This window comes from Stenotrophomonas sp. 116085_Sma, assembly GCF_056479585.1.
Window position 1 is genome coordinate 620,087 of the sequence record NZ_CM151057.1, and the last position, 23,935, is coordinate 644,021.

A 23,935-nucleotide genomic window follows, 5' to 3' on the forward strand; every position below is an offset into this window, starting at 1 on the left:
GTCGGCACACCTGTTCCCATCACACCCGCCCGAACACCAGCGCGGCGTTGGTGCCACCGAAGCCGAAGCTGTTGGACATCACCGTATCCAGCTTCTGCTCGCGGCTTTCGCGCAGGATCGGGAAGCTCTCCACCTTCGGGTCCAGCTCGCCGATGTTGGCCGAACCGGCGACGAAGCCGTCGCGCATCATCAGCAGGCAGTAGATCGCCTCATGCACGCTCGCTGCACCCAGCGAGTGGCCGGACAACGCCTTGGTCGACGACAGCGGCGGTACCGCGTCGCCGAACACTTCGCGGATGGCGTTGAGCTCGGTGACATCCCCCAGCGGCGTCGAGGTGCCGTGGGTGTTGAGGTAGTCCAGCGGACGATCGACGCCCTGCAGCGCCATCTTCATGCAGCGCACCGCGCCTTCACCGGACGGAGCCACCATGTCGGCACCATCGGAGGTGACGCCATAGCCGATCAGCTCGGCATGGATGTGCGCGCCGCGGGCTACGGCGTGGTCGTAGTCTTCCAGCACCAGCATGCCGCCACCACCGGCGATGACGAAGCCGTCGCGGTCCTTGTCGTACGGACGCGAAGCGCTGGCCGGGGTCTCGTTGAAGCTGGTCGACAGTGCGCCCATCGCGTCGAACATCACGCTCATCGACCAGTGCAGGTCTTCACCGCCACCGGCGAACATGATGTCCTGCGCGCCATGGCGGATCATGTCCGCGGCGGCGCCGATGCAGTGTGCCGACGTCGCGCAGGCGGCCGACAGCGAGTAGCTGACGCCCTTGATCTGGTAGGCCGTGGCCAGGCAGGCCGAGACGGTCGAGCACATCGTGCGCGGCACCATGTACGGGCCGACCTTGCGCACGCCACGCTCGCGCAGCAGATCGACCGCGCCGATCTGCCATTCGCTGGAGCCGCCACCGGAACCGGCGATCAGGCCGGTGCGCAGACTGCTGACCTGCTCGGCGCTGAGCCCTGCATCGGCGATGGCGTCGCGCATGGCCAGATAGGCGAAGGCCGCCGCATCGCTCATGAAGCGCTTCTGCTTGCGGTCGATCAGCGCGTCCAGATCGAGATCGACGCGGCCGCCGATCTGGCTGCGCAGGCCGGCCTCGGCATGGTCGGCCAGTGCAGTGATGCCGGAGCGCCCTTCGCGCAGCGCGGCCGAAACAGTATCCAGATCATTGCCGAGGCAGGACGTGATGCCCATGCCGGTGATGACGACGCGACGCATCAGAAGCTCCCGGTTTCAGTGAACAGGCCGACGCGCAGGTCGCGCGCGCTGTAGATTTCGCGGTCATCCACGTACATGCGGGCATCGGACTGGGCCATCACCAGCTTGCGGTTGATGACGCGGCTGATGTCGATCTCGTAGCGCACCAGCTTGGCGTCCGGCAGCACCTGGCCGGTGAACTTCACCTCCCCACAGCCCAGCGCGCGGCCCTTGCCGGGGGCGCCCAGCCAGGTCAGGAAGAAGCCGGTCAGCTGCCACATGGCATCCAGGCCCAGGCAGCCGGGCATCACCGGGTCGCCGATGAAATGGCAGCCGAAGAACCACAGGTCCGGGCGGATATCCAGTTCGGCGCGTACCATGCCTTTGCCATGCGGTCCGCCGTCCTCGCGGATTTCGGTGATGCGGTCGAACATCAGCATCGGGTCGTTGGGCAGACGGCCGGCAGCGGTGCCGAACAGTTCACCGCGTGCGCTGGCCAGCAGCTGTTCGCGGTTGAACGCGTGGAGACGGGTCATGAAGCACAATCCTGGAAGCGAAGAACAGGGAAACAAGCGCCCGAGAATGCCCGTGGAAACTGCGCCGATCAAACATTTCAACCGTACGCAACCGTAGTGTTTTCAAGGGAATACGCGCATCCTGTTGATGTGCAACGACCATACTTCGGCGTGTGGCCCGCCCGGCCCGCCCCCGCCCTTTCCACCTGACATGACCCGACTGCGCAAGATCATCCACGTTGACATGGACGCGTTCTACGCGTCGGTGGAGCAGCGCGACGATCCGTCACTGCGCGGCAAGCCGGTGGTTGTGGCATGGCGCGGCGCACGTTCGGTGGTGTGCGCGGCCTCGTATGAGGCGCGCGTGTTCGGTGTGCGTTCGGCGATGCCCGCCGTGCGTGCCGAGCGCCTGTGCCCGGATGCGATCTTCGTGCCGCCGGACTTCGCACGTTACAAGGCGGTATCACAGCAGGTGCGCGCGATCTTCCTGCGGCATACCGACCTTGTCGAGCCGTTGTCGCTGGACGAGGCCTACCTGGACGTGACCGAGCCGAAGAGTGGCATTGAGCTGGCCACCGACATCGCCCGCACCATCCGCGCGCAGATCCGCGAGGAAACGAACCTGACTGCTTCAGCCGGTATCGCGCCGAACAAGTTCCTGGCCAAGATCGCCTCGGACTGGCGCAAGCCCGACGGCCAGTTCGTGATCCCGCCACAGCGCGTGGATGCGTTCCTGGCACCGCTGCCGGTGAACCGGGTGCCCGGCGTCGGCAAGGTCATGGAAGGCAAGCTGGCCGCGCGCGGCATCGTCACCTGCGGCGATCTGCGGCAGTGGGCGCTGATCGACCTGGAAGAGGCATTCGGCAGCTTCGGGCGCAGCCTGTACAACCGCGCACGTGGCATCGACGAGCGGCCGGTGGAACCGGACCAGCAGGTGCAGTCGATTTCCTCGGAGGACACCTTCGCCGAAGACCTGCTGCTGGAAGACCTGACCGAGGCGATCGTGCAGCTGGCCGGGAAGACCTGGAACGCCACGCGCAAGACCGAGCGCATCGGCCACACCGTGGTACTGAAACTGAAGACCGCGCAGTTCCGCATCCTCACCCGCAGCTTCACCCCGGAGCGCCCGCCGGAATCGATGGAAGAACTGCGTGACATCGCCTTGGCCCTGCGCGCCCGCGTCGACCTGCCGGCGGAGACCCGTTACCGCCTGGTCGGCGTAGGGCTCGGCGGCTTCCGCGAGAAGGAGCCGGTGGTGCAGGGGGAATTGTTCGAGCACACCCAGACCGATCGTTCCTGATCTGTCATCCACGCACGCCGTGGAACTACGTGTCGACCAAGGTCGACACCCACCAGGAGCAGGTCATTCCATCCAGACAGGTTGCGGAGACATGCCATCCAGACAGATCGCAGAGAACCGTCGAAGGCGGGGTGGGTCCGGTTGCGGGGGTGTCCGCGGCATGGATGCCGCGGCCAAGCCCCCAGGGATGGGTTTACGGCGTCCCCCGCAACCGGACCCACCTCGCCATCCCACGGATAGCCAGCTGTTGCTGTTGCTTCGGCTGTTGCCGTTGCATTGAGCAGGTGCAGGGCAGCAGCCCTGCAAAAGACCCCCCTACCTCATGGCCACTGCATCTCGCCCTTGGCCACCTTCGCACTCAACTCCAGCGACTCCACGCCCGCCAGCGTCGGGTAACGCGCCTGCATCGCCTTTGCCAGCGCCGCACTGTCCCTGGCCTTGGCCACCTCGGCATCGAACGCGCGGATGTAGTCCGCCGTGAACGCCAGCGCGCTCGCATCCAGCGCCGCACCCGGTGCGTAATGCCCCGGCACCACCACCTTCGGCTTCAGTGCCTGCAGGCGTTGCAGCGTCTGCAGCCAGTCGGTGTGCGACTTCGGCGTCTGCGTATCGGCCATCCACACGTGTTCGCCGGCCACCACTGGAATGCCACCGACGATCGCGCGCAGCGACGGCACCCACAGCACCGTGCGGTCCGGGGTCGGGCCATCCAGCCCGATCAGCGGCAGGCGCTGGCCTTCCAGCTGCAGGGCATCACCATCCAGCACCTGCGGCACCACGATGCGTGCCGGCACGTCGGCACCCATCTTCGGGCCCCAGTAGGCCAGCTTGCCGGCCTGGGTCTGCTGGATGTGGGCAACAGTCTGCGCGGTGGCGACGATGCGCGCCTTCGGGAACGCATCCTGCAGCGTGGCCAGGCCGAAGTAGTAGTCCGGATCGCCGTGGCTGATGTAGATCGTGGTCAGCTGCTTGCCGCTGGCGCGGATCAGCTCGACCAGCTTGCGCGCGCCGCTGGCGCCGAACTGCGCATCGACCAGGATCGCGTCGTGGCGGCCTTCGATCAGTACCGAGGACACCGAGAACAGCGCCTGCGGGCCGGGATGGAAGGTCTGCAGGTGCAGCTGGGATTTGGTTGCCGTGGCCGGTGCCGGGGTGGCCGATGCGGCCATCAGCGGAGCACTGGTGAAACTGGCGGCCAACGCGAGGGGAAGCAGCAGGGCAGCGGTGCGCATGGGAAATTCCTTGTGTCGGATGCGGAGTCGAGCGTGGGCTATGCCGGGCGTCCTTGCCCGGCCCCCTACGGGCCGTCGCAAGCGACGTTGGCAACGGCTCCTGCCGTTGCCTTCGGCTCCACAGGTAGGTAGCGCCGGGCCATGCCCGGCGGACGGCATGATCAATACGCTGCCGTGATGATCTGCTTCGGGTACTGGTGCGCTTCCAGCTCGGCCACGAACGCCGCGCCGTAGTCGGCGTAGCTGATGCGGCTGTGGCCGCTGGCGTCGGCCAGGAAGGCCTTGGGCTGCACGCGGTACTGGCCGCGCTCTTCGCCCGGGCCGATTTCGGCGGCCGGCGAGAAGAAGGTCCAGTCCAGGTCGTCCACCGCCTGCAGGCGATTGAAGGCTTCACGATGGGCCAGCGCGTACGGCTTGTAGGCCTCCGGGAAGTTGGGGGTATCGACCAGCTGCACGCCCGGCGCGACTTCCAGGCTGCCAGCGCCACCCACCACCACCAGGCGCGGTACACCGGCCTTGCGCGCGGCGGCGGACAGCTGCGCGGCCACTTCGCCGACGCGGCCGATGTCATCGCCCGGACGCGGGCCGTAGGCACTGGCCAGCACGTCGTGGCCGGCGATGGCGGCGACCAGCGCGTCCGGGTCGTCCAGCGAGGCGATCACCGGATGGGCACCGGCCAGTTCGACCGGAAGGTCCTGCGCGCTGCGCACGATGACGGTGAGTTCGTGGCCGTTGGCCAGCGCGTGGCGGGCGATCTGGCGGCCGATGTTGCCGGTGGAACCAACGAGGGCGATCTTCATGGCAGGACTCCGTGGGGCGGTGTGGGGGGGAATGGGGCCACTCTAGGCCGCTGCAGTCGCTCGAAAAACAGCGTATAACGCGCTTGTTTGTTGCATGGATCGAGCATATGGACCGATTAACCGCCATGACCGTGTTCGTCGAGGTGGCCGAGCGCGGCAGCCTCACCGCCGCCGCCGAGGTGCTGGACATGTCGCGGGCGATGGTCACCCGCTACCTGGCAGAGGTCGAGGGCTGGCTGGGCGCGCGCCTGCTGCACCGGACCACGCGTCGGGTCAGCCTGACCGGCCCCGGCGAGGCGGCGCTGGCGCGCTTCCGGCAGATGCTGGCCATCGGCGAGGCGCTGCAGGGCGAACTGGCCAGCGACGATCCCGAGCCGCACGGCACGCTGCGGGTGACCGCCAGCGTGTCGTTCGGGCAGGCCCACCTGGCGCGGGCGGTGGCAGGTTTCGTCGCACGCCACCCGGCGGCGCGCATCGAACTGCTGCTGGTCGACCGCATGGTGAACCTGGTGGAAGAGCGCGTGGACCTGGCCGTGCGCATCGCCCGCCAGATCGACCCCAGCCTGATTGCGCGACGAATGGCCACCTGTCGCTCGGTGCTGTGCGCGACGCCGTCCTACCTGCAGGCACGCGGTACGCCCACCGCACCGGAACACCTGGCCGCGCACAACTGCCTGACCCATCACTACGTGGGCAAGAGCCTGTGGCAGCTGCACCGCGATGGCCGTTCACTGTCGGTGGTGGTGGGCGGCAACATCAGCGCCAACGAGGCCTCGCTGTTGCTGGAAGCAGTGCGTGCCGGTGCCGGCATCGCCATGCTGCCGACCTACCAGGTGGCGCCGCTGCTGCGCAGTGGCGAGCTGATCGAGTTGTTGCCCGAGTTCAGCCTGGACGAACTCGGCATTCATGCCGTGTACGCGTCGCGGCGCCAGCAGCCCGCTATCATGCGGCGATTCCTGGACTACCTGGCCGAGTGTTTCGCCAGCCCGGCCTTCCAGGATCTGGATTGGCGCCCACCGGGCAAGGAGAACACATGAACCATGGACAGGCCTTGATCGACCACAACCGTGCTGCCTGGGACCGCCAGGCCAGCGAAGTGCGCGAATGGTCGCGCCCGGTGGAAAGCTCAACGATTGCCGCCGCGCGCGATGGCCGCTGGCAGGTGCACCTGACCCCGCGCGCGCTGCCGCTGGACTGGCTGGGTGATGTGCGCGGCCGCCGCATCCTCTGCCTGGCCTCGGGCGGTGGCCAGCAGGCCCCGGTGCTGGCGGCGGCCGGTGCGGAGGTGACCGTGTTCGACCTGTCCGATGGCCAGCTCGAGCAGGACCGCAGGGTCGCGGCGCGTGATGGGCTGCAGCTGCGCACGGTGCAGGGTGACATGCGCGATCTGCACGCCTTCGCCAACGACAGCTTCGACGTGGTGTTCCACCCGATCTCCAACCTGTACGTACCCGACGTGCGCCCGGTGTGGACCGAATGCCGCCGCGTGCTGGCGCGCGATGGCATGTTGATGGCCAGCTTCTACAACCCGGTGCTGTTCGTCGGTGCACGTGATCCGCAGCTGGATGCACAGGGTTTGATCCGGCCGCAGTACGCCATTCCCTATTCGGACCTGGAAGACCTGCCCGCCGCAGAGCGTGAGGCGAAACTCGCCCGCGGGGATGCCCTGACCTTTGGCCACAGCCTGACCGAACTGATCGGCGGGCAGCTGGATGCAGGCTTCGTGATTGATCGGTTCATGGAAGACTGGCAGCCGACGCCGCGCTTCCTGATCGACCGTTACCTGCCCACCTTTCTGGCCACCCGCGCACGCAGGATCGGCTGAGGCGGATCCCGGGGAAAAGCGCGGCGTACAATGGACGGCCCCACGTTGTACAGGCGTCGTCCCTTGTCGTATCCCTATCCGCTGGTCGTATTCGATCTCGATGGCACGCTGGTCGACAGCGCAGCTGACATCGCCGAAGCGCTGAACCGCACGCTGGAAGCCATCGGCATGGCACGCGTGCCGGAAGCCACCGTGCTGGGCTGGATCGGCGACGGTGTGCGCCGCCTGGTCGAACAGGCGGTGCAGGCCGCTGGCCGCGAGGTGGACCTGGCCGAGGTGATGCCGGTGTTCATGGTGCACTACCGTGAGTGCCTGCTGCGCAGCCCGCGCCTGTTCGATGGCGTGGGCGAAGCGCTGGCGCAACTGCGTGCGCGCAACGTGCCGCTGGCGATCTGCACCAACAAGCCCGAAGCACTGGTGCCGCCGCTGCTGCGGCACCTGGGTATCGGTGATGTATTCGCGCTGGTACTGGGGGGGGATTCGCTGCCGCAGCGCAAGCCCAGCGGTGAGCCACTGCGGCACATCGCCGCGCACTTCGGGCTGCCGGTGGAGTCCTGCCTGATGGTGGGCGATTCGTTGACCGATTACCGCGCCGCCGAAGACGCCGGCATGCCGATCGCACTGGTGCGCTACGGCTATCCGCGCGGCCTGGACCTGGCCACCGCGCATGCGGTGGCGGTGATCGATGACCTGCGTGAACTGCCGGGATTGGCCGCCGGCGTCCCGGTGTAGAGCCGAGCCCATGCTCGGCTGCTTTGCTGCCTGAGCCGAGCATGGGCTCGGCTCTACAGAGAAGCGCAGGGCAATGCCCGGCGCCTCCTTTCACTTCGGCTGGTAACGCACGCTCAACTGGTACTCACGGCCCGGCTGGTTGAACCACGCCACCGTCTCATACCTGCGGTCGAACACGTTGGCGGCACGCGCCAGCAGCGACCACGACGGCGTCAGCGCGTACTCGGCACGCAGATCCAGGGTGCCGTAGCCGCCGACCTTCACCGAGTTGCTGGCGTTGTCATAGCGCTTGCCGGCACCTTGCACGGTCAGGCCGGCGCGGAGGTTGCCGAAGCGGCGGTCGATGTCCAGGCGCGCGGTCTGCTGCGCGCGGCGAGGCAGCCAGTTGTCGAACTGGGTGCTGCCGCCGGTGCGGTTGCGCGGGTCGGTGTAGCTCAGCTGTGCGTTGATATCGAAGCCGGCCAGCAGCACGCCACCGGTCAGTTCGGCACCGCGGATGCGGGCCTTCTCCACCTGCTGCATCTTCATCGTGAGCGCATCGTAGGTGATCAGATCATCGATGCGGGTTTCATACACGTCCAGGCCCCAATGCCAGCCCTGGCCCTGCTGCGAAACACCCAGGTTGGCACTCTTGGACTTCTCCGGTTTCAACGTCGGCACGCCGCTCCACGGGTCGTACAGATCGCTGAAGGTCGGTGCCTTGAACGCGGTGCCGTAGCTGGCATTGACGCGCAGGCCATGGCCCAGTTCCATCGCCCAGCCAACGCTGCCGGTGGCGTGGTTGCCGAACTGCTGGTTGTCGTCGTTGCGCGCGCTGGCCTGCAGCTGGTGGCGGCCGAAGCGGCCCTGGTACTGCACGAATACGCCGGTGTTGCGGCGGCTGTCGACGAGGTAACCCGCGCTGCTGCCATCCAGGTTGTCTTCGCTCCAGTCCACGCCTGCGCTCAGCAGCTGGCCCTCGGCCACGCCGAAGTCGCCCTGCAGCGAGGCGCTGTCGCGGTGGGTCTGCGCGTTGCCACGCGCGCCGGAATCACCGAGGTTGTCCGACTCGTTGTCGCTGCGGCCGACGTTGGCGGTGAATGCCAGGCGCTCGGACGGGGTGTAGCGCACCTTGCCGGCCAGCACCTGCTGGCGGGTTTCCGAATAGTTGTAGTAACCGTCGTAATGGTTCTTGCCGTCGGCGCGCAGTGCGCTGCCTTCCACGTTCCACTGGTCGTTGAAGCTGTAGCCGCCGCGCAGGCTCTTGGACAGGTTGCGGTAGCCGTCGCGGTCGTGTTCGTCGGCAAAGCAGCCGGCAGTGAACACCGAGGAAGAACCGCGGCAGGCATCGATGCCATCGGAGTGCTGGTAGGCGATATCGGCGCCGAACCAGCCGCGTTCGGTGCCGCCACCGATGCCACCGCTGGCTTCACGCAGGCCGTTGCTGCCGCCGCCAAGCTGGAAATGCGGGGCGAAGTCGCCCTGGTTGCGGCGGGTGAAGATCTGGATCACGCCACCAATGGCGTCAGCGCCGTACAGGCTCGACTGCGGGCCACGCACGATTTCCACGCGCTCGATCTGCGCCAGCGGCAGGTCCTGGTACATGGCCAGGCCGAGGTCGGCGCTGTTGATGCGCACGCCATCGACCAGCACCACGGTGTGGCCCGAGTTGGTGCCGCGCAGGAACAGAGAGCTCTGCTTGCCGAGCCCGCCGGCATTGGTGAGGTTGATGCCGGCGCGGCCGCGCAGCAGTTCCTGCAGCGAGGTGGCCTGGCTGGATTCGATCTGCGCGCGATCGATCACCTGTGCCGGCGCGATGCTGTCCTGCAGGGCAATCGGGGTACGGGTGGCGGTGACCAGGATCTGGTCGAGCGCAGTGGTGTCATCGGCGGCCTGGGCCAGCGCGGGCAGGGCGGCCAGCACGGCCAGGGACAGCATTCGGGACTGCAGCTTCATGGGGGACTCCAGGTGCCACGCACGCCCGCGTGGCGAAGGGGAGGAGCCGCGAAGGCAGGCATGCGCCGACGCCGCAGCGCACGCTGCGGTCATCCAGCGCCATGCCCACCGCATCGCGACCTGAGGCTTCCGGGCCGGTCTCCGGGCTTGCCGCCGGGTGGCGCGAGGCCACCGTCCAGGCGCCTTCCCATGCCCGTGGCACAGTGGCGTTGTTGCCTGGAACTGACGTGCTTACCGTTGCGGGGGCAGCGCCGGCCTGGCGTGGAATCACGCGTCACCGGCTTCCCGTTTCAACCTGCCGGCCATGGCCGCAGGTCACCTGGAAGTGGGCGCAGTCTACGGCATCGCAGGCACTCCCGTTGCGTTACGCCTGCTCGACTGCCTCGGCCGTGCCTTTAGAATGGTTGCTCGATCCCGTGGTGCCGTTGCCGATGTCCGCCCGTTTTCCGCTGTACCTGTGTCGCCCGTCCGGGACGCACGCATGATCCTCGACCTGGTCCGCCATGCCGGCAATGGCCGTGATGAATACCTTGATGGCCGCAGCGACCCACCGCAGCTGGCCGGCCTGCCGCAGGAACTGATCGAGGCCTATGCCGCGCAGCCCTGGGAGCGGGTGATCAGCTCGCCGCGGTTGCGCGCGCTGCACACCGCCATGGCGCTGGCCACGCCGCGCGGGCTGGATGTGGAAGCGGATGAGGAATGGGAAGAGCTGGATTTCGGCGATTGGGACGGGCAGTCGCTGTTCGATCTGCCGGAGGACGCACTGGCGGCCTTCCACGCCGATCCGCATGCGTTCCCGCCGCCGAACGGCGAGAGCTGGGGACATTTCGAGCGGCGCATCGCGCGCGCGCTGGATCGCCTGCTTGATGACGATGACCCGGTGCCGACGCTGGTGGTCAGCCATGGTGGCCCGTTGCGCATGGTGCTGTCGCAGGTCTGCGGCCTGCCGATGTCGCTGTGCTGGGCCTTGCGAATCGACCACGGCACCCGCCTGCGGGTGTGGCTGGAGCGTGGCGAGGTCGGACTGGTGGGCGAGCTGCTGGAGCTGCAGCAGCCCTGATCTGCTCTTGTAGAGCCGAGCCATGCTCGGCTGCACTTCGATCAGAAAGGCCAGCCGAGCGGGGGCCCGGCTCTACAGAAGGGCGCGGCTCAATCCTCGTCCGCGCCTTGGGTCAGGCTGTCCTCAGCGTCATCATCGGCATCGAAGCGCTGCTCATGCACCGGGCCCGAGGCCGGGCCGGCTGCCTTCAGCGGATGCGCAGCGATGCGCGCTTCGTAATCCTGCACCAGTGCCTCGCGCTGTGGCTCGCTCAGCTCCTGCCAATGGCAGTCCAGCAACGCGCCTTCCAGCGAGTAAAGCAGGTTCAGGCTGGGCTTGAAGCCAGCGCGCTTGACCTTGACGAAGGCGCCGACGGCTCCGATCGCGACCAGGTCGTCGCGGCTGCGCAGGCCGACCTGGCGCAGCCACGCCGCACTTTTCGGGCCGATGTTGCGCAGCTTCGGTGCGCTCATCCCAACGCCTCGACGAACACGCGGGCGATGGCTTCCAGCCCGGCCTGATCCTCGGCGTCGAAGCGGCCGACCTTCGGGCTGTCGATGTCGAACACGCCGATCAGTTCATCACCACGCAGCAGCGGCACCACCAGTTCCGAGCGCGAGGCCGAATCGCAGGCGATATGGCCGGGGAAGGCATCGACGTCCTCCACGCGCTGGGTCACGCGCTGGCTGGCGGCGGCACCGCACACGCCCTTGTCCAGCGGGATGCGTACGCAGGCCGGCAGGCCCTGGAACGGGCCGACCACCAGTTCCTTGCCGTCGTACAGGTAGAAGCCCACCCAGTTCAGGTCGGGCAGGGCGTGGTAGACCAGTGCAGAGAGGTTGGCCGCGTTGGCGATGCGGTCGGACTCGCCGTAGACCAGGCCTCGGGCCTGTTCCAGCAGCTGGGCGTATTGTTCCGGCTTGCTGCCGGTGAGCGAGGCATTGGCGAACATGGTTGCAGTCTAGCAAGCGCGCCGGGCCGGCGATAATGCACACACTGTTGCCCTGTTGGAGCCCTTCGATGCCGTTGCCCGCCACGCTGCCGCCCGCCCTGTTCGTCACCGGCACCGATACCGGGATCGGCAAGACCGCCACCAGTACCGCCCTGCTGCATGCGTTGCGCCGGCGCGGCCTGCGCGCGGTCGGGATGAAGCCGGTGGCCAGCGGCAGTGAGGACCTGGGGCAGGGCCTGCGCAACGAGGACGCGCTGGCGCTGCAGGCGGCCAGCTGGCCGGTGCCGGACTACGCGGACCTGAACCCCTATGCGCTGCGGCAGCCGTTGGCACCGGAGCTGGCCGCTGCCGAGGATGGCGTGCAGGTGGAGTTGGCGCCGATCGTGGCTGCGTTCGAACGACTGCGTGCGCAGGCCGATGTCGTGGTGGTGGAGGGTGTTGGTGGTTGGCTGGCGCCGGTATCGGCCACGCTGGATCAGCTCGATCTGGTGCGCGCGCTGAAGTTGCCGGTGCTGCTGGTGGTGGGCATGCGGCTGGGCTGCGTGAACCACGCGCGGTTGACTGCGCAATCGCTGCAGGCCAGCGGCGTGGACTGCCTGGGCTGGATTGGCAGCCACATCGACCCGGCGATGCAACGCCAGGATGAGAACATCGCCACGCTGCGGCAGCGCCTGCCGATGCCGTCCTGGGCGCGCTTGCCGTACCTGCCGGGGGCGGATGGTCAGATCCTGAGTACGCACCTGCTCGACTGAGCTGCTTCCTGTAGAGCCGAGCCCATGCTCGGCTCAGCGGGGACCGTCAGCGAAGGGCAGCCGAGCGTAGGCTCGGCTCTACAGGAGCTGGCGCACTGCCAGTTCCCGCGCGATCGCACCCAGCCGCTCCACCGCGCCGATGAAGCGCGCATCCAGCGTCTGGCAGCACGACAACCGCAGGCAATGGCGATACCGCGCGCCACGCGAATACACCTGGCCGGGCATGAACACGATGTCCTCGTTCAATGCACGCTCGAACAGCTCGCGCGTATCCACGCCCGGCAGTTCCAGCCACAGCAGGAAACCGCCCTGCGGTTCAGTGGCGCGGGTGCCGGCCGGGAAGTGCTCGGCCACCAGTTGGCGTAGTCGTCCAACCTGTTCACGGTACAGGCGACGCATGCGATGCAGGTGGTGTTCGTAGCTGCCCGCTTCCAGATAGGCCGCCACCGCATCACCCAGCAGCTGTGGCTCGCCACCGGTGGACTGGAACTTCAGCAGCGCGATGCGTTCGGCGAAGCGACCGCCATCCAGCCAGCCGATGCGGTAATCCGGCGCCAGCGTCTTGGAGAAGCCGCCGACGACCATCACCCAGCCGTCGCGATCAAACGCCTTCAGCAGTGGCGCCGGCGGCTCGCAGAACTGCAGCTCGGCGTACACCGCATCTTCGATCAACGGCAGCTGGCGCGCGTTGACCAGCTCGGCCAGGCGCTGTTTGTCTGCGGTCTGCATGGTGCAGCCCAGCGGGTTGTGCACCGTGGGCATCACCACCAGCGCGGCCAGCGGCGTGTGCTCCAGCATCGCATCCAGCGCGTCGACGTCCAGGCCGTGCTGCGGGTGGGTGGGTAGTTCGATGGCCTGCAGGCCGAGGTTGGCCAGCAACGGGTACAGATTGAAGTAGGACGGTGCTTCGATGCCGACCGCGTCGCCGGGCTGGGTCACTGCACGCAACGCCAGCTGCAGCGCTTCCATTGCACCGTGGGTCAGCAGCAGGCGCTCGGCGTGGGTGTGCAGGCCCATGCGCGGACCACGGCGCACGATCTGCGCCAGCAGCCGCGGTGAACCATTCGGGCGCGCGTAGGTCTCCACCGTCTGTTGGCCATGGCGCAGTACCTGCGCGGTGTGCTTGGCCAGCTGCGCGCCGGGGTAGAACTGGCGACCGCGCGGGCCGGCGAAGGCCAGATCGATCACGCCCGGGCGGCGCTGCGCCTCAAGCACGCGCGCCATCAGCACCTGCTGCAGCGGTGCGGTGGGCGCCGAGGGCACATCGCGCAACGACCGTTCCGGCACCGACAGCCGTGGCGCGACCTCGAAGCCAGCCTTGGGCCGGGGAATCACCAGGCCGGCGTCTTCCAGCTGGCGGTAGGCGGCGATCACCGTGTTCAGGCTGAGCCGGCGCTGCAACGCCATCTGCCGCAGCGAGGGCAGGCGGCTGCCTACTGGAAGCCGGCCGCCGTGGATGGCCTCGGCCAGTTCATCGGACAGCCGCTGGTAGCGGGGGGGAATCATCGAGGCCTGGTCATCTGTATCCATCGAATATCCCGTCATCTGGTGCTGTACCCATGAAGATGACGAGCCTAGCATGTCGTTGTCGGCCGGGCCTGATCGGGGCACGGCCGGTACTTTCCAAGCGCACGGCTGGATGGCCGTGCGCCTTTTTTTGTGTAGAGCCGAGCCCATGCTCGGCTGCTTTTCCGCCAACAGCAGCCGAGCGTGGGCTCGGCTCTACAGAAGAGCAGCGCCAAGCACCGATCAGCCCCAGGGGAAATGCCGTCAGCGCATCGGCACCAGCACCGCATCGCGCCGGTACAGCCCCGGGAACTGCTTGCCCAGGGCGGCCAGCTTCGGCGCGTCGTAGTAGCGGATGTAGGCCGCCTGCGGGTAGTTGGTCATGTAGTTCTGGTGGTAGCTCTCGGCCGGATAGAAACGCTGGCCGCTGACCAGCTGGGTGACGATCGGTGCGCGGTAGCTGCCGGCCTGGCCGAGCTGGGCGATGTAGGCGCGGCTGGCTGCCTGCTGGCGGGCATCGTCAGTGAAGATCGCCGAACGGTACTGGCTGCCGTGGTCGGGCCCCTGGCGGTTGAGCTGGGTCGGATCGTGTACCACCGAGAAGAACACCTGCATCAGCTGCCCGTAGCTGACCTGGCGCGGGTCGTAGTCGATCTTCACCGCCTCGGCATGGCCGGTCTGGCCGCTGCTGACCCGTTCGTAGCCTGCGTTGGCAGCGCTGCCACCGATGTAGCCGGAGACCGCATTGCTCACACCCTTGACGTGCTGGAACACACCCTGCACACCCCAGAAGCAGCCACCGGCAAACACCACGCTGGCGTGGGTGGCGTCATCGCGGAAGGCGGCATCGCCGCTGGGGGCAGGCAGCGCCTTGGCCTGCGCGCTGGCGTCGACCGGTGCCGCGATGGCGCCGTGGTCAACCAGCAACACACCGGCGATGAGTGCCGCGGCCACCAATCCGGCAACGCCAGCAGCAACGCCCTGTTCAAAGGAGAGTTTCATCGTGTGCTCCCGGTTCAACCGAAGGTGAAGGCATAGGCCTGCACGCCCGCATCGAGGAATTCGATCTCGAAGCGGTGCGGGCCGACCGTGCCGCGTTGGCGCACCAGCTGGTACAAACGGTGCTCGTTGACCACGCCGCTGCCATCGGCGCCGACATCACTGCCGGCATCGGCAGCGGGCAGCGGCTTGCCATCCAGCAGGACGCGGAAGCGCACTGGCTTTCCTTCCTGGCCCGGCGCCAGCACCAGGTGCAGGTCGCGCGCATGGAACTGGAAGGCGATGCGGCCACCGGCCTGCTGTAGTTGCGCAGCCTCGTCGGTAACGGTCCAGCGTCCGGACAGGCCCCACTGGTTCAACGCCAGGGTGGCCGGCAATGTGTAGTCGAACGCGGTGTCGCCGCGTTGCCCACCGGGTGAAGCGAACTGCTCGGCACGGGCGTGGCCGAGGTAGGTTTCCGGCGAGCGCAGATTGCCCATGTCGGCCTGCACGGCCACGCCCTGCAGGTCCGCGGCGGCGGGATCGACTGGCGGCGGCAGATTGGTCTGGCCGGCCTCTGTCAGCAGGCGGCGGATCACCTGTTCCGAGCGTGCGTAGTTGCCTTCGCCGAACTGGTGGCCGCGGATGTTGCCCTGCGCATCAACGAAGTACTGCGCCGGCCAGTAGCGGTTGTTGAACGCGCGCCAGATCGTGTACTGGTTGTCGAGCGCCACCGGGTACTCGACCTTCAGCTGCTGCACCGCCTTCATGACGTTGCGCGGGTCACGCTCGAAGGCGAACTCGGGCGTATGCACGCCGATCACCACCAGCCCGTGGTCGCGGTAGCGGCGTTCCCATTCGTGCACGAACGGCATCGCGCGCAGGCAGTTGATGCAGGAGTACGTCCAGAAATCGACCAGCACCACCTTGCCGCGCAGTTGCTGGGCCGTCAGCGGCGGACTGTTGAGCCAGCCTGTGGCACCGTCCAGCGCGGGCAGGGTGCCTTCGACCGGTAGCGGTGCATCGGCACCCGCATCGGGACCCGCCATCATCATCATCGGCGATGCTGCCGGCTGCGCACCAGGAACGGCATCCAGCAGGCCCTGTTCGATGCGCGCGGTGCTGACCGTGGACAGGCGGGTCAGCAGGCCGGTATCCCAGCCAAGCCCGATCGCCACCACCGCCAGCAGCGCGGCCACGCCCAGCACCTTGCGCAGTACGTCGCCGAGGCCAAGCCGCGCCTGCAGCGCGCGGAACACGCGGCCACCCACCCATACCGCCAGCGCCAGCGCGGTGATGGCGCCCAGCGCGTAGGCCAGCAGCAGCGTGCTGGTGCCGACGCTGGCGCCGTGCAGCGCGGCACCGGTCAGCACCAGGCCGAGGATGGGCCCGGCGCAGGGTGCCCACAGCAGGCCAGTGGCGATGCCGATCAGCAGCGAGGTCCATGCGCCGCCATGACCTGCGGCATCGGCGGCATCTGCACGCGCGCTCAGCCGCGCACCCACGCGCTGGAACGGCGCCAGCAGATGGTCGGCCAGCCGCGGCCACAGCAATGCCAGCGCGAACAGCGCCATCAGCAGCAAGGCGATCCAGCGTCCGATCTGGTTGGCCTGTGCCACCCATTGGCTGCCCACCGCGGCCAGGCTGGCGACCACGGTGAAGGTGATTGCCATGCCCAGCAGCAGCGGCAGCGTGCTACGCAGGAAGGGGCGGTCGGCACGTGCGAACACGAACGGTAGTACCGGCAGGATGCACGGGCTGAGCAGGGTCAGCGCGCCCCCCAGATAGGCAAGCAGCAACAGCAGCATGGTCAGGCTCCGGAAGTGGTGGAAGAACCGACCGGCACGCGCCAGCCGTCAGCGGTGCCCTCTCCGGCACCGGGAACGAACACCATGGCCGCACCGTTCATGCAGTAGCGCAGCCCGGTCGGGCGCGGGCCGTCGTTGAACACGTGGCCGAGATGGCCGCCGCAGCGGCGGCAGTGCACTTCCACCCGCAGCATGCCGAAGGTGACGTCGCGGTCTTCGCCGATGGCGTTGTGCAGCGGCGCCCAGAAGCTGGGCCAGCCGGTGCCGCTCTCGAACTTGGTGGAGGAGGAGAACAGGGGCAGCGCACAGCCGGCGCAGGCAAACGTGCCCTGCCGGTGCTCCTTGTTGAGCGGGCTGCTGTACGGGCGCTCGGTGGCCTGCTGGCGCAGCACCGCGTACTGCGCCGGGGTCAGGCGCTGGCGCCAGTCGGCATCGCTGTGCATGACCTCGAACTGTCGTGCCGGACGTGCTTCAGCGGCGGCTGGGGCGGCACGGCTGCAGGCCCCCAGGCCGAGCAGGCCGGCGGCGGTGGCAACACCGCCCAAGCCCAGCAGGTGGCGGCGGGTGAGGGACATGGCGGACTCCGGGATGGGGCGACGGGGCCATGCTGCGCCCGCCCGGGTCAACGAATCCTCACGCAGGATTCAATTTTTCGTGAGGTATCGACGGCCGTCCCGCGCCACAATGCGGGCAGCCTCCCCACTGGCCCCGAGCTGCCGATGTCCACCAAACGCGTGCTGATCGTTGAAGACGACGCCCACATCGCCGACCTGCTGCGCATGCACCTGGGCGATGAGGGCTACGACGTCGCCCATGCCGCCAGCGGCGACGCCGGCCTGCGCCTGCTTGAGCAGGAAGGGCCATGGGATGCGCTGGTGCTGGACGTGATGCTGCCCGGCGTGGACGGCCTGCAGGTCTGTCAGCGTGCACGCGCGATGGCGCGCTATGTGCCGATCATCATCATCAGCGCGCGTGGCAGCGAAACGCAGCGCATCGTTGGCCTGGAACTGGGTGCGGATGACTACCTGGCAAAGCCCTTCTCGATGCCGGAACTGGTGGCCCGCGTACGTGCGCTGCTGCGCCGGGCCGAGGCGATGGCGCAGAGCGCGCGCATCGATGCCGGTGCGATCGAGCTGGGCGGGCTGCAGCTGGACCCGGTCGCGCGCACCGCTTCGGTGGATGGCAACGCGCTGGAGCTGACCCCGCGTGAGTTCGACCTGCTGTTGTTCTTTGCCCGTCATCCGGACCAGGTGTTCGCGCGCATGGAGCTGCTCAACCAGGTGTGGGGCTACCAGCACGACGGTTACGAGCACACGGTCAACACCCACATCAATCGGCTGCGCAGCAAGATCGAGCCGGACCCGGCCAACCCGCGGCGGCTGCTGACGGTGTGGGGGCGCGGCTACAAGCTGGTCGATCCGGCCGGGGCGGCGGCATGATCAAGCCGAACCTGTGGCAGAAGCTGGCGGCGGTGATCGCCGCGCTGATGCTGATGTGCTGCATGGCGTTGCTGGCGCTGCAGATGCGCGCCAATACACGCCACGAGCAGGAAGTGGTGCAGCGGTTGTCGCTGGGCCTTGCCGAGCACATCGCCCAGCGCAGCGAACTGATGGACACCAGCGGCATGCGCGATGCCGCGGTGCGCGCGTTGTTCGGCCAGCTGATGGCGGTCAATCCCAGCGTCGAGGTCTACCTGCTGGACGACCAGGGGCGCATCCTCGGCCACGATGCGCCCACAGGCCATCTGGTGCGCAACCGGGTGGACGTGGCACCGCTGCGCCGGCTGCTGGCCGGTGCACCGTTGCCGATCCTCGGCGATGACCCGCGCAGCGCGGATGGCCGCAAGGTGTTCAGTGCCGCGCCGCTGATCGTGCAGGGTCGCCAGGCCGGTTATGTGTACGTGGTGCTGGTCGGCGAACACCGTCAGATGTTGTCCGACGACCTTGCCGCCGGCAGCCAGTGGAACACCACGCTGTGGTCGGTGATGCTGGTCGGCAGCCTGGGCCTGCTGGCCGGGCTGGTAGCGTTCTATTGGGTGACCCGCCCGTTGCGGCGGCTGACCCGGCGCATCCAGGCCTTCGATATCGATGCGCCGACGCCGCTGCCGCCGCCCGAGCCGCTGCGCCCCGGTGAGCGCGACGAACTGGTGATCCTGGAACACGCGCACGCGCAGATGGCGCAGCGGCTGGGTGAGCAATGGCAGCAGCTGCGCCAGCAGGACCTGCAGCGGCGCGAGCTGGTCGCCAACATCTCGCACGACCTGCGCACGCCGCTGTCGTCGCTGCACGGCTACCTGGAAACGCTGGCATTGAAGGATGCCACGCTGTCACCGGACGAGCGCCGCCGCTATCTCGGTATCGCTCTGGCCCAGAGTGCCAAGGTCGGTCGGCTGGCACGCGCGCTGTTCGAGCTGGCACGGCTGGAGCACGGCGAAGTGCGGCTGGAGTGGGAGGTGTTCGCGCTGCCGGAACTGCTGCAGGACGTGCTGCAGAAATTCGAACTGGCTGCGCAGGCGCGCAACCAGCGCCTGCACGCGGATTTCCCGCCAGGCCTGCCGCCGGTGCGCGCCGATCTGGGCCTGGTCGAGCGGGTGCTGACCAACCTGCTCGACAACGCGCTGCGGCATGCGCCCGAGGGGGGCCGGATCGAGGTGCGCCTGTGCGCGACGCCGGACAGCGTGGAGGTTAGCGTGGCCGATGATGGTCCAGGTGTTGCCCCTGCACTGCGCACGCAGCTGTTCCAGGCACCGGCCGCGCTCGGCGCGCGACGTGGCGAGAACGGCGGGTTGGGCCTGCTGATCGTGCAGCGCATCGTGCAGCTGCACGGCCGTCGCATCGAACTGCATGACAGCGAGCGCGGCGCGCTGTTCGTGTTTGCGTTGCCGCGCGCGGAACCGGCGGCCTAGCAGGTCGCCTCGCACTCCACCACGCCGCCGCTTTCCAGCGGCAGGTGCAGGCGGATGCAGGCACCGCCCAGCTCCGAATCGGTCACCTCCACGTGGCCGCCGTGCTTGTCGGCCACCACCTGCACCAGGGCCAGGCCGAGGCCGAAACCGGGGCTGCCCGGGTCAAGGCGCACATAGGGTTGCAGTACCTGGCCGCGCAGCTCGGGCGCGATGCCGGGGCCATCGTCCTCCACCTGCAGGCACAGCCAGCCGTCGTTGACGGTGCTGGCGATGCGGATCTGGCGTCGTGCGTAGCGCAGGGCATTGCCGAGCAGGTTGCGCAATGCCAGTTCCAGCATGTGCCGGTTGACGTTGACCAGGCCGACCGGCGACAGCGCCTGCTGCACGGGCATCGGCAACGGCGCGAACTGGGCGACCACACCGCGTACCAGTGCCGCCAGCTGCAGGCGCTGCCGGGTCAGCTGATGGCAGCGGCCGAGTGCGGCGTACTCGACGCCGGCATCGGTGAGGTGCTGCAGCCGATCGACATCGGTGCGCAGGCCGCCCAGGGCATCACGCTGGATCTCGTCCAGCGCGGTGTCTTCCAGGTCGGCCAGGCCGAAGCGCATCCGTGCCAGTGGGGTGCGCACTTCATGTGCCACCGCCTGCGCCAATACGCGCTGGCTTTCCAGCAGCTGCTGCAGCTGCTCGGCCATATGGTTGAAGGCATTGGCCAGCGGCCGCACCAGCGCGGTGCCGGCGCGTGGCGCACGCGTGTCCAGCTGTCCGTCGCGCATCTGCCGTGCCGCCTGCGCCAACTGCGAGACGTCGCGCCACAGGCGGTAGACCATCACGTACATCGGCAGTGCCACGGCCACCATCAGGATCAGCAGCAGGATGGCCACGCCGGACACTTCGCTGTCCTGCCAGCCCTCGTCGGGCAGCGCTTCGTCCAACGGCCCCAGCATCACTGCATAGTCGCTGTCGCCGATCCGCTGAAGGCTGCGCATGTGCTCCAGGTCGATCTGCACGCGGCCGTTGTTGAAGGGGGGGCGCTGGCTGGCCGGCAGCTCCTTCATCGCCTCGGCCAACGGCACCATGCGCAGGGCATAGGCGAAGTCGGCGTCCAGTTCGCGCGCCAGCGTCGGCCACTGCTCGCGCGGGGTTTCGGCGAAGCGGTGCTGCAGCAGGGCATGGGTGCCACGCATTTCGGCCTGCAGGCCGGCTTCGGTGCGGTCTTCCAGCAGCGCGTCCCAGGCCCACAGGCCGAGCACGATCAGCAGCAGATGGGCGACCAGGAAGCCGATGCCGTAGCGCAGGAAGTGGAAGGCGTGGCCGCGCATCGCCGAGGGCGTACGCTTCATCCCCATGCCGATCGGCTGAACAGGTAGCCGCGACCGCGCACGGTCTTGATCCGTTCCGGCTGCTCCGGGTTGTCGCCCAGCTTGCGGCGCAGGCGCGAGATGCGGGCATCGATCGAGCGGTCCAGGCCGTCGAAAGCGATCCCGCGCAGGCCGCGCAGCAGCGCGTCGCGGTCGAGGATCTGCCCCGCGTTGCTGGCCAGCAGGAACAGCAGGTCGAACTCGGCGGTGGTCAGTTCCAGCAGGGCGCCCTGCAGGTGCACGTTGCGGGTGGACGGGTCGATGTTCAGCTCGCCGAAGCGCAGGCTGCCGTCGCGCGGCTCGACCCGGCGGTGGCGGCGCAGGTGGGCGCGCAGGCGGGCCAGCAGCACCCGTGGTTCGATCGGCTTGCCGATGTAATCGCCGGCGCCCAGTTCCAGTCCCAGTACCTGGTCGATGTTGTCGGTGCGGGCGGTCAGCACGCAGATGATGCCGTCATAGTGGGGCCGGATCTGCCGACACACTTCGAAACCATCCTGGTCGGGCAGGCCGACATCGAGCAGGACCAGAGCCGGCTTCTCGGCCAGGATCCGGGTCACCGCACGCTCACCGCTGCGCTCGTGGGCCACCTGGTAGCCATGCCGCTGCAGATAGTCGCTGACCATCGTACCCAGGCGGGCATCGTCTTCGACCAGTACGATATCCAGCATTTTCAAGGCCTCCGTGGACGCAAACGTACCGCCACGGCACGAGCGCGGCGATGCTATCCCAGCCTTCGGGCCGCCCGGGTCCCGGGGGCGGGCGCCATTCAGCCGGGGTTGCTGGCGCACGGGCCGAGCCTCAGGCCCGGCAACAACTTGGCGTCCAGCATAGCCTGTTGCCGTTACAAAACGTTACCTTCGTGATACATGCGGTGACCATCGCTGACAGCAAAGCGACTGACGCGGGGCCGGGGGCGGGCCGAGCATGGAGTCTCCTCCGCTCCGCGTGCCGTTCCCATGTCGCCCGCCGCCGCCTGCCTGCTGAACCCTTCCCGCCGCTGCCGCTGCGGAGGTGCCCGATGAGCGGCGTGGTCGGGGCCTGGCTGCCGCCCGCCGAGGACGAACACCTGCTGCAGCAGCTGGCGCCGATGCTGCGCGCCCTGCAGCAGCGCGGCCGTGGCCGCATCGGCTACTGGACCGACGCCGAGGCCGGCCTGGCGCTGGGCCATTGCCGGGCGCCCACCGATACGCCGTTGCAGCCCCTGAGTTCGGACTGTGGTCGTTACGTGCTGTGCCTGGATGGCCGGTTGTACAACCGGGCCGACCTGCAGTCGCAGCTGCGCGATCTGCCGCGCAGCTGCAGCGATGCCCGGCTGCTGCTGCAGGCGATCGTCGAATGGGGCGTGGAGCGGGCGCTCTCCCGCATCGAGGGCGCATTCGGTTTCAGCGTATGGGACCGCGAGTCGCGCGAACTGTGGCTGGTCCGCGACCCGGTCGGCGAGCGACCGCTGTATTACGGCTGGTACCAGGGCCAGTTCCTGTTCGCCTCCGAGCTGAAGGCGCTGCAGGCCTTCGCCGGTTTCGCGCCGAGCATCGACCAGGATGCGCTGAGCCTGCTGCTGCGCCATGACTATGTGCCGGCACCACACACCATCTACCGCGGCATCCACAAGCTGGTGGCAGGCGCGATGCTGCGCATCGATCTGAATGACCATGCGGCTGGCGGTTCCAGCCAGGCCGCACAGGGCGGCTCACGCTACTGGTGCGCACGCGAAGCGATGCAGAGCGCACTGCAGGAACCACTGCAGCCGGAACCCAGCCTGGAGCAGGCCACCGACCAGCTGGAAGCGGTACTGCAGAAGGCCATTGCCGCACGCATGCACTCGCCGCTGGCCTGCGGCGCGTTCCTGTCCGGTGGCACCGATTCTTCATTGGTAACTGCAATGATGCAGGCGCAGTCGACCCTGCCGATCGAAGCCTGGACGGTCGGTTTCGACGATCCCGGCCATGATGAGAGCGACTGGGCCTCGCAGGTCGCGCGCCACCTGGGCGTGCAGCATCACCTGCACCGCATGGACGCGCGCCAGGGCCTGGACCTGCTGCAGCGCCTGCCGCAGGTCTGGTGCGAGCCGTTCGCCGATGCCTCGCAGCTGCCGACCCTGCTCGCCAGCGAACTGCTGGGCGCTCGCAAGCCGGTTGCACTGACCGGTGATGGTGGCGATGAACTGTTCTTCGGTCACCCCAGCTACGGCCGCGCGCTGCGCAATGCACGCCTGTGCGGTGGCCTGCCGGACTGGGTGCGTGACCTGGCACGGCGCAGCGGCAACCGCATGAACGTGGAGCGTGGCCGCCTCGGCGGCTGGCGTGCGCTGGTGGCCGAGGTCGCTGCCAACGACGTGGAAGGCCACTACCTGCAGCGCGTGACGCGCTGGCGGCAGCCGGCGCAGGTGGTGCTGGGCGCACGCGAGCCGATGACGATCTTCCAGCAGCAGGACACCGCGCTGCCGGCCGAGGCGCGCATCCAGCTGCTGGATTTCCGCATGGACCTGGCCGAAGGCATTCTCGCCAAGGTCGATCGTGCCGGCATGGCGGCGGGTGTGGAAACGCGTGCACCGCTGCTGGACATGGAGGTGGTGCGGTTGGCCTGGCGCCTGCCGCAGCACCTGAAGTACCACGATGGCGAGCACAAGCTGATCCTCAAGCACCTGCTGGCGCGCTACCTGCCCGAACCGCTGGTGTATCGCCCCAAGCGCGGCTTCGGGCCGCCGATGGCGCGCTGGTTGGCCGGCCCGCTGCGCGATTGGGCGGAGGCGCTGCTGGACCCGCAGCTGCTGCGCAACCAGGGCTGCTTCGATGCGGCGCGGGTGCGCGGTATCTGGGAGGCGTTCCTGCGCGGTGAGCGCAAGTGGCACACGCACCTGTGGAACGTGCTGATGTTCCAGGCGTGGCACAAGCATTGGCACGGTAATCGCGGGCGCTGAGGTTCCCTCGCGGTGTGTTGTGCGTAGCGCAGGGCGGAGGCCCTTGCGTACGAATGTCCTCCGGCGCCTCCTTGAAAGGCTGCCGCGAGCACTGCGCTCTACCCACCGCACGCCGAGCCTCGTCGGGGCGGGCAGGGGTTTGGGCAAAGTAAAGGAGGAGGTGACGGC

General features: G+C 68.2%; 22 protein-coding genes and 1 riboswitch. Of the genes, 9 read left to right on the plus strand and 13 right to left on the minus strand.

Translation table 11 applies throughout. The features are described 5' to 3' along the window. Positions 1-19 precede the first annotated feature (19 nt). Positions 20-1,228, minus strand: coding sequence for a beta-ketoacyl-ACP synthase I (gene fabB, locus ACZK0Z_RS02820; protein WP_049432297.1), 1,209 nt, complete (start codon positions 1,226-1,228; stop codon positions 20-22). Then, positions 1,228-1,743 carry a 3-hydroxyacyl-[acyl-carrier-protein] dehydratase FabA gene (fabA, locus tag ACZK0Z_RS02825; protein ID WP_049432293.1) on the minus strand — a complete coding sequence of 172 codons (516 nt, stop codon included), beginning with the start codon at positions 1,741-1,743 and terminating at the stop codon, positions 1,228-1,230. The genes fabB and fabA overlap by 1 nt, the downstream gene beginning before the upstream one ends. Positions 1,744-1,933: 190 nt before the next feature. Between fabA and dinB the strand changes: the two genes are divergently transcribed. Continuing rightward, positions 1,934-3,022, plus strand: a complete 1,089-nt coding sequence (dinB, locus tag ACZK0Z_RS02830) for a DNA polymerase IV (RefSeq protein ID WP_111172507.1) — start codon at positions 1,934-1,936, stop codon at positions 3,020-3,022. A gap of 320 nt (positions 3,023-3,342) precedes the next feature. Here the strand turns inward: dinB and ACZK0Z_RS02835 are convergent, their stop codons facing one another. Both ACZK0Z_RS02835 and ACZK0Z_RS02840 read right to left on the minus strand, forming a co-directional pair. Further along, positions 3,343-4,254, minus strand: coding sequence for an MBL fold metallo-hydrolase (locus tag ACZK0Z_RS02835; protein ID WP_197633788.1), 912 nt, complete (start codon positions 4,252-4,254; stop codon positions 3,343-3,345). A gap of 161 nt (positions 4,255-4,415) precedes the next feature. Continuing rightward, complete coding sequence (locus ACZK0Z_RS02840; RefSeq protein WP_197633789.1) at positions 4,416-5,054, minus strand: NAD(P)H-binding protein; 639 nt, start codon at positions 5,052-5,054, stop codon at positions 4,416-4,418. A gap of 107 nt (positions 5,055-5,161) precedes the next feature. On the opposite strand from ACZK0Z_RS02840, the gene ACZK0Z_RS02845 reads away from it, so the two are divergent. The 3 genes from ACZK0Z_RS02845 to gph all read left to right on the plus strand — a co-directional run bounded on the left by ACZK0Z_RS02845 (position 5,162) and on the right by gph (position 7,611). Beyond that, the gene (locus ACZK0Z_RS02845) at positions 5,162-6,091 is read left to right on the plus strand and encodes a LysR family transcriptional regulator (protein ID WP_197633790.1); all 930 of its coding nucleotides are present in this window, start codon (positions 5,162-5,164) and stop codon (positions 6,089-6,091) included. Continuing rightward, complete coding sequence (locus ACZK0Z_RS02850) at positions 6,088-6,879, plus strand: class I SAM-dependent methyltransferase (RefSeq protein WP_197633791.1); 792 nt, start codon at positions 6,088-6,090, stop codon at positions 6,877-6,879. Before ACZK0Z_RS02845 ends, ACZK0Z_RS02850 begins: the two co-directional genes overlap by 4 nt. 63 nt (positions 6,880-6,942) lie before the next feature. Further along, complete coding sequence (gene gph / locus ACZK0Z_RS02855) at positions 6,943-7,611, plus strand: phosphoglycolate phosphatase (protein WP_197633792.1); 669 nt, start codon at positions 6,943-6,945, stop codon at positions 7,609-7,611. 90 nt (positions 7,612-7,701) lie between these two features. Here gph and btuB read toward each other — a convergent pair whose 3' ends face one another. After that, positions 7,702-9,546, minus strand: a complete 1,845-nt coding sequence (gene btuB, locus ACZK0Z_RS02860; RefSeq protein WP_197632517.1) for a TonB-dependent vitamin B12 receptor — start codon at positions 9,544-9,546, stop codon at positions 7,702-7,704. 115 nt (positions 9,547-9,661) lie between these two features. After that, positions 9,662-9,884, minus strand: a riboswitch (cobalamin riboswitch). Between the two features lie 143 nt (positions 9,885-10,027). Between btuB and ACZK0Z_RS02865 the strand changes: the two genes are divergently transcribed. Beyond that, complete coding sequence (locus ACZK0Z_RS02865) at positions 10,028-10,606, plus strand: histidine phosphatase family protein (protein WP_049432279.1); 579 nt, start codon at positions 10,028-10,030, stop codon at positions 10,604-10,606. Between the two features lie 89 nt (positions 10,607-10,695). Here the strand turns inward: ACZK0Z_RS02865 and ACZK0Z_RS02870 are convergent, their stop codons facing one another. After that, on the minus strand, positions 10,696-11,058 hold the full coding sequence (locus ACZK0Z_RS02870) for a TfoX/Sxy family protein (protein ID WP_049432277.1): 363 nt from the start codon (positions 11,056-11,058) through the stop codon (positions 10,696-10,698). Then, positions 11,055-11,537: a GAF domain-containing protein gene (locus tag ACZK0Z_RS02875; RefSeq protein WP_099552586.1), complete on the minus strand. Its 483-nt coding sequence runs from the start codon at positions 11,535-11,537 to the stop codon at positions 11,055-11,057. Before ACZK0Z_RS02875 ends, ACZK0Z_RS02870 begins: the two co-directional genes overlap by 4 nt. A gap of 68 nt (positions 11,538-11,605) precedes the next feature. On the opposite strand from ACZK0Z_RS02875, the gene bioD reads away from it, so the two are divergent. Continuing rightward, positions 11,606-12,289, plus strand: a complete 684-nt coding sequence (gene bioD, locus ACZK0Z_RS02880; protein ID WP_197632516.1) for a dethiobiotin synthase — start codon at positions 11,606-11,608, stop codon at positions 12,287-12,289. Positions 12,290-12,367: 78 nt separating this feature from the next. Here bioD and ACZK0Z_RS02885 read toward each other — a convergent pair whose 3' ends face one another. The 4 genes from ACZK0Z_RS02885 to msrB form a co-directional block, all read right to left on the minus strand. After that, positions 12,368-13,819 carry an aminotransferase class I/II-fold pyridoxal phosphate-dependent enzyme gene (locus ACZK0Z_RS02885; RefSeq protein ID WP_197632515.1) on the minus strand — a complete coding sequence of 484 codons (1,452 nt, stop codon included), beginning with the start codon at positions 13,817-13,819 and terminating at the stop codon, positions 12,368-12,370. Between the two features lie 240 nt (positions 13,820-14,059). Continuing rightward, a complete protein-coding gene (gene msrA / locus ACZK0Z_RS02890; protein WP_111202407.1) occupies positions 14,060-14,797 on the minus strand; it encodes a peptide-methionine (S)-S-oxide reductase MsrA in 738 nt (245 codons plus the stop codon). Positions 14,798-14,811: 14 nt separating this feature from the next. Continuing rightward, entirely contained in the window at positions 14,812-16,581 is a 1,770-nt protein-coding gene (locus ACZK0Z_RS02895; protein WP_197632514.1) for a redoxin family protein, read from the minus strand. Between the two features lie 2 nt (positions 16,582-16,583). Continuing rightward, a complete protein-coding gene (msrB, locus tag ACZK0Z_RS02900; protein WP_049432259.1) occupies positions 16,584-17,156 on the minus strand; it encodes a peptide-methionine (R)-S-oxide reductase MsrB in 573 nt (190 codons plus the stop codon). A gap of 144 nt (positions 17,157-17,300) precedes the next feature. Between msrB and ACZK0Z_RS02905 the strand changes: the two genes are divergently transcribed. Beyond that, a complete protein-coding gene (locus tag ACZK0Z_RS02905) occupies positions 17,301-18,020 on the plus strand; it encodes a response regulator transcription factor (protein WP_005407947.1) in 720 nt (239 codons plus the stop codon). Beyond that, positions 18,017-19,486, plus strand: coding sequence for a sensor histidine kinase (locus ACZK0Z_RS02910; protein ID WP_049432256.1), 1,470 nt, complete (start codon positions 18,017-18,019; stop codon positions 19,484-19,486). The genes ACZK0Z_RS02905 and ACZK0Z_RS02910 overlap by 4 nt, the downstream gene beginning before the upstream one ends. Here ACZK0Z_RS02910 and ACZK0Z_RS02915 read toward each other — a convergent pair. Continuing rightward, positions 19,483-20,829 carry an ATP-binding protein gene (locus tag ACZK0Z_RS02915; RefSeq protein ID WP_197620157.1) on the minus strand — a complete coding sequence of 449 codons (1,347 nt, stop codon included), beginning with the start codon at positions 20,827-20,829 and terminating at the stop codon, positions 19,483-19,485. The genes ACZK0Z_RS02910 and ACZK0Z_RS02915 overlap by 4 nt on opposite strands. Next, positions 20,826-21,515, minus strand: coding sequence for a winged helix-turn-helix domain-containing protein (locus ACZK0Z_RS02920; protein ID WP_459004477.1), 690 nt, complete (start codon positions 21,513-21,515; stop codon positions 20,826-20,828). Before ACZK0Z_RS02920 ends, ACZK0Z_RS02915 begins: the two co-directional genes overlap by 4 nt. Positions 21,516-21,865: 350 nt before the next feature. On the opposite strand from ACZK0Z_RS02920, the gene asnB reads away from it, so the two are divergent. Further along, positions 21,866-23,767: an asparagine synthase (glutamine-hydrolyzing) gene (gene asnB / locus ACZK0Z_RS02925; RefSeq protein WP_197620158.1), complete on the plus strand. Its 1,902-nt coding sequence runs from the start codon at positions 21,866-21,868 to the stop codon at positions 23,765-23,767. Positions 23,768-23,935 lie beyond the last annotated feature (168 nt).

What these genes read in the sequence shown, in the direction of transcription:
- ACZK0Z_RS02845 (WP_197633790.1), top strand. Translation starts at nt 5,162, where the DNA reads ATGGACCGATTAACCGCCATGACCGTGTTCGTCGAGGTGGCCGAGCGC.
- ACZK0Z_RS02885 (WP_197632515.1), bottom strand. Translation starts at nt 13,819, where the DNA reads ATGGATACAGATGACCAGGCCTCGATGATTCCCCCCCGCTACCAGCGG.
- dinB (WP_111172507.1), top strand. Translation starts at nt 1,934, where the DNA reads ATGACCCGACTGCGCAAGATCATCCACGTTGACATGGACGCGTTCTAC.
- ACZK0Z_RS02910 (WP_049432256.1), top strand. Translation starts at nt 18,017, where the DNA reads ATGATCAAGCCGAACCTGTGGCAGAAGCTGGCGGCGGTGATCGCCGCG.
- ACZK0Z_RS02895 (WP_197632514.1), bottom strand. Translation starts at nt 16,581, where the DNA reads ATGCTGCTGTTGCTGCTTGCCTATCTGGGGGGCGCGCTGACCCTGCTC.
- fabB (WP_049432297.1), bottom strand. Translation starts at nt 1,228, where the DNA reads ATGCGTCGCGTCGTCATCACCGGCATGGGCATCACGTCCTGCCTCGGC.
- ACZK0Z_RS02840 (WP_197633789.1), bottom strand. Translation starts at nt 5,054, where the DNA reads ATGAAGATCGCCCTCGTTGGTTCCACCGGCAACATCGGCCGCCAGATC.
- ACZK0Z_RS02915 (WP_197620157.1), bottom strand. Translation starts at nt 20,829, where the DNA reads ATGAAGCGTACGCCCTCGGCGATGCGCGGCCACGCCTTCCACTTCCTG.
- ACZK0Z_RS02875 (WP_099552586.1), bottom strand. Translation starts at nt 11,537, where the DNA reads ATGTTCGCCAATGCCTCGCTCACCGGCAGCAAGCCGGAACAATACGCC.
- ACZK0Z_RS02920 (WP_459004477.1), bottom strand. Translation starts at nt 21,515, where the DNA reads ATGCTGGATATCGTACTGGTCGAAGACGATGCCCGCCTGGGTACGATG.
- ACZK0Z_RS02905 (WP_005407947.1), top strand. Translation starts at nt 17,301, where the DNA reads ATGTCCACCAAACGCGTGCTGATCGTTGAAGACGACGCCCACATCGCC.
- ACZK0Z_RS02870 (WP_049432277.1), bottom strand. Translation starts at nt 11,058, where the DNA reads ATGAGCGCACCGAAGCTGCGCAACATCGGCCCGAAAAGTGCGGCGTGG.
- fabA (WP_049432293.1), bottom strand. Translation starts at nt 1,743, where the DNA reads ATGACCCGTCTCCACGCGTTCAACCGCGAACAGCTGCTGGCCAGCGCA.
- ACZK0Z_RS02835 (WP_197633788.1), bottom strand. Translation starts at nt 4,254, where the DNA reads ATGCGCACCGCTGCCCTGCTGCTTCCCCTCGCGTTGGCCGCCAGTTTC.
- ACZK0Z_RS02865 (WP_049432279.1), top strand. Translation starts at nt 10,028, where the DNA reads ATGATCCTCGACCTGGTCCGCCATGCCGGCAATGGCCGTGATGAATAC.
- btuB (WP_197632517.1), bottom strand. Translation starts at nt 9,546, where the DNA reads ATGAAGCTGCAGTCCCGAATGCTGTCCCTGGCCGTGCTGGCCGCCCTG.
- bioD (WP_197632516.1), top strand. Translation starts at nt 11,606, where the DNA reads ATGCCGTTGCCCGCCACGCTGCCGCCCGCCCTGTTCGTCACCGGCACC.
- msrB (WP_049432259.1), bottom strand. Translation starts at nt 17,156, where the DNA reads ATGTCCCTCACCCGCCGCCACCTGCTGGGCTTGGGCGGTGTTGCCACC.
- msrA (WP_111202407.1), bottom strand. Translation starts at nt 14,797, where the DNA reads ATGAAACTCTCCTTTGAACAGGGCGTTGCTGCTGGCGTTGCCGGATTG.
- asnB (WP_197620158.1), top strand. Translation starts at nt 21,866, where the DNA reads ATGAGCGGCGTGGTCGGGGCCTGGCTGCCGCCCGCCGAGGACGAACAC.
- ACZK0Z_RS02850 (WP_197633791.1), top strand. Translation starts at nt 6,088, where the DNA reads ATGAACCATGGACAGGCCTTGATCGACCACAACCGTGCTGCCTGGGAC.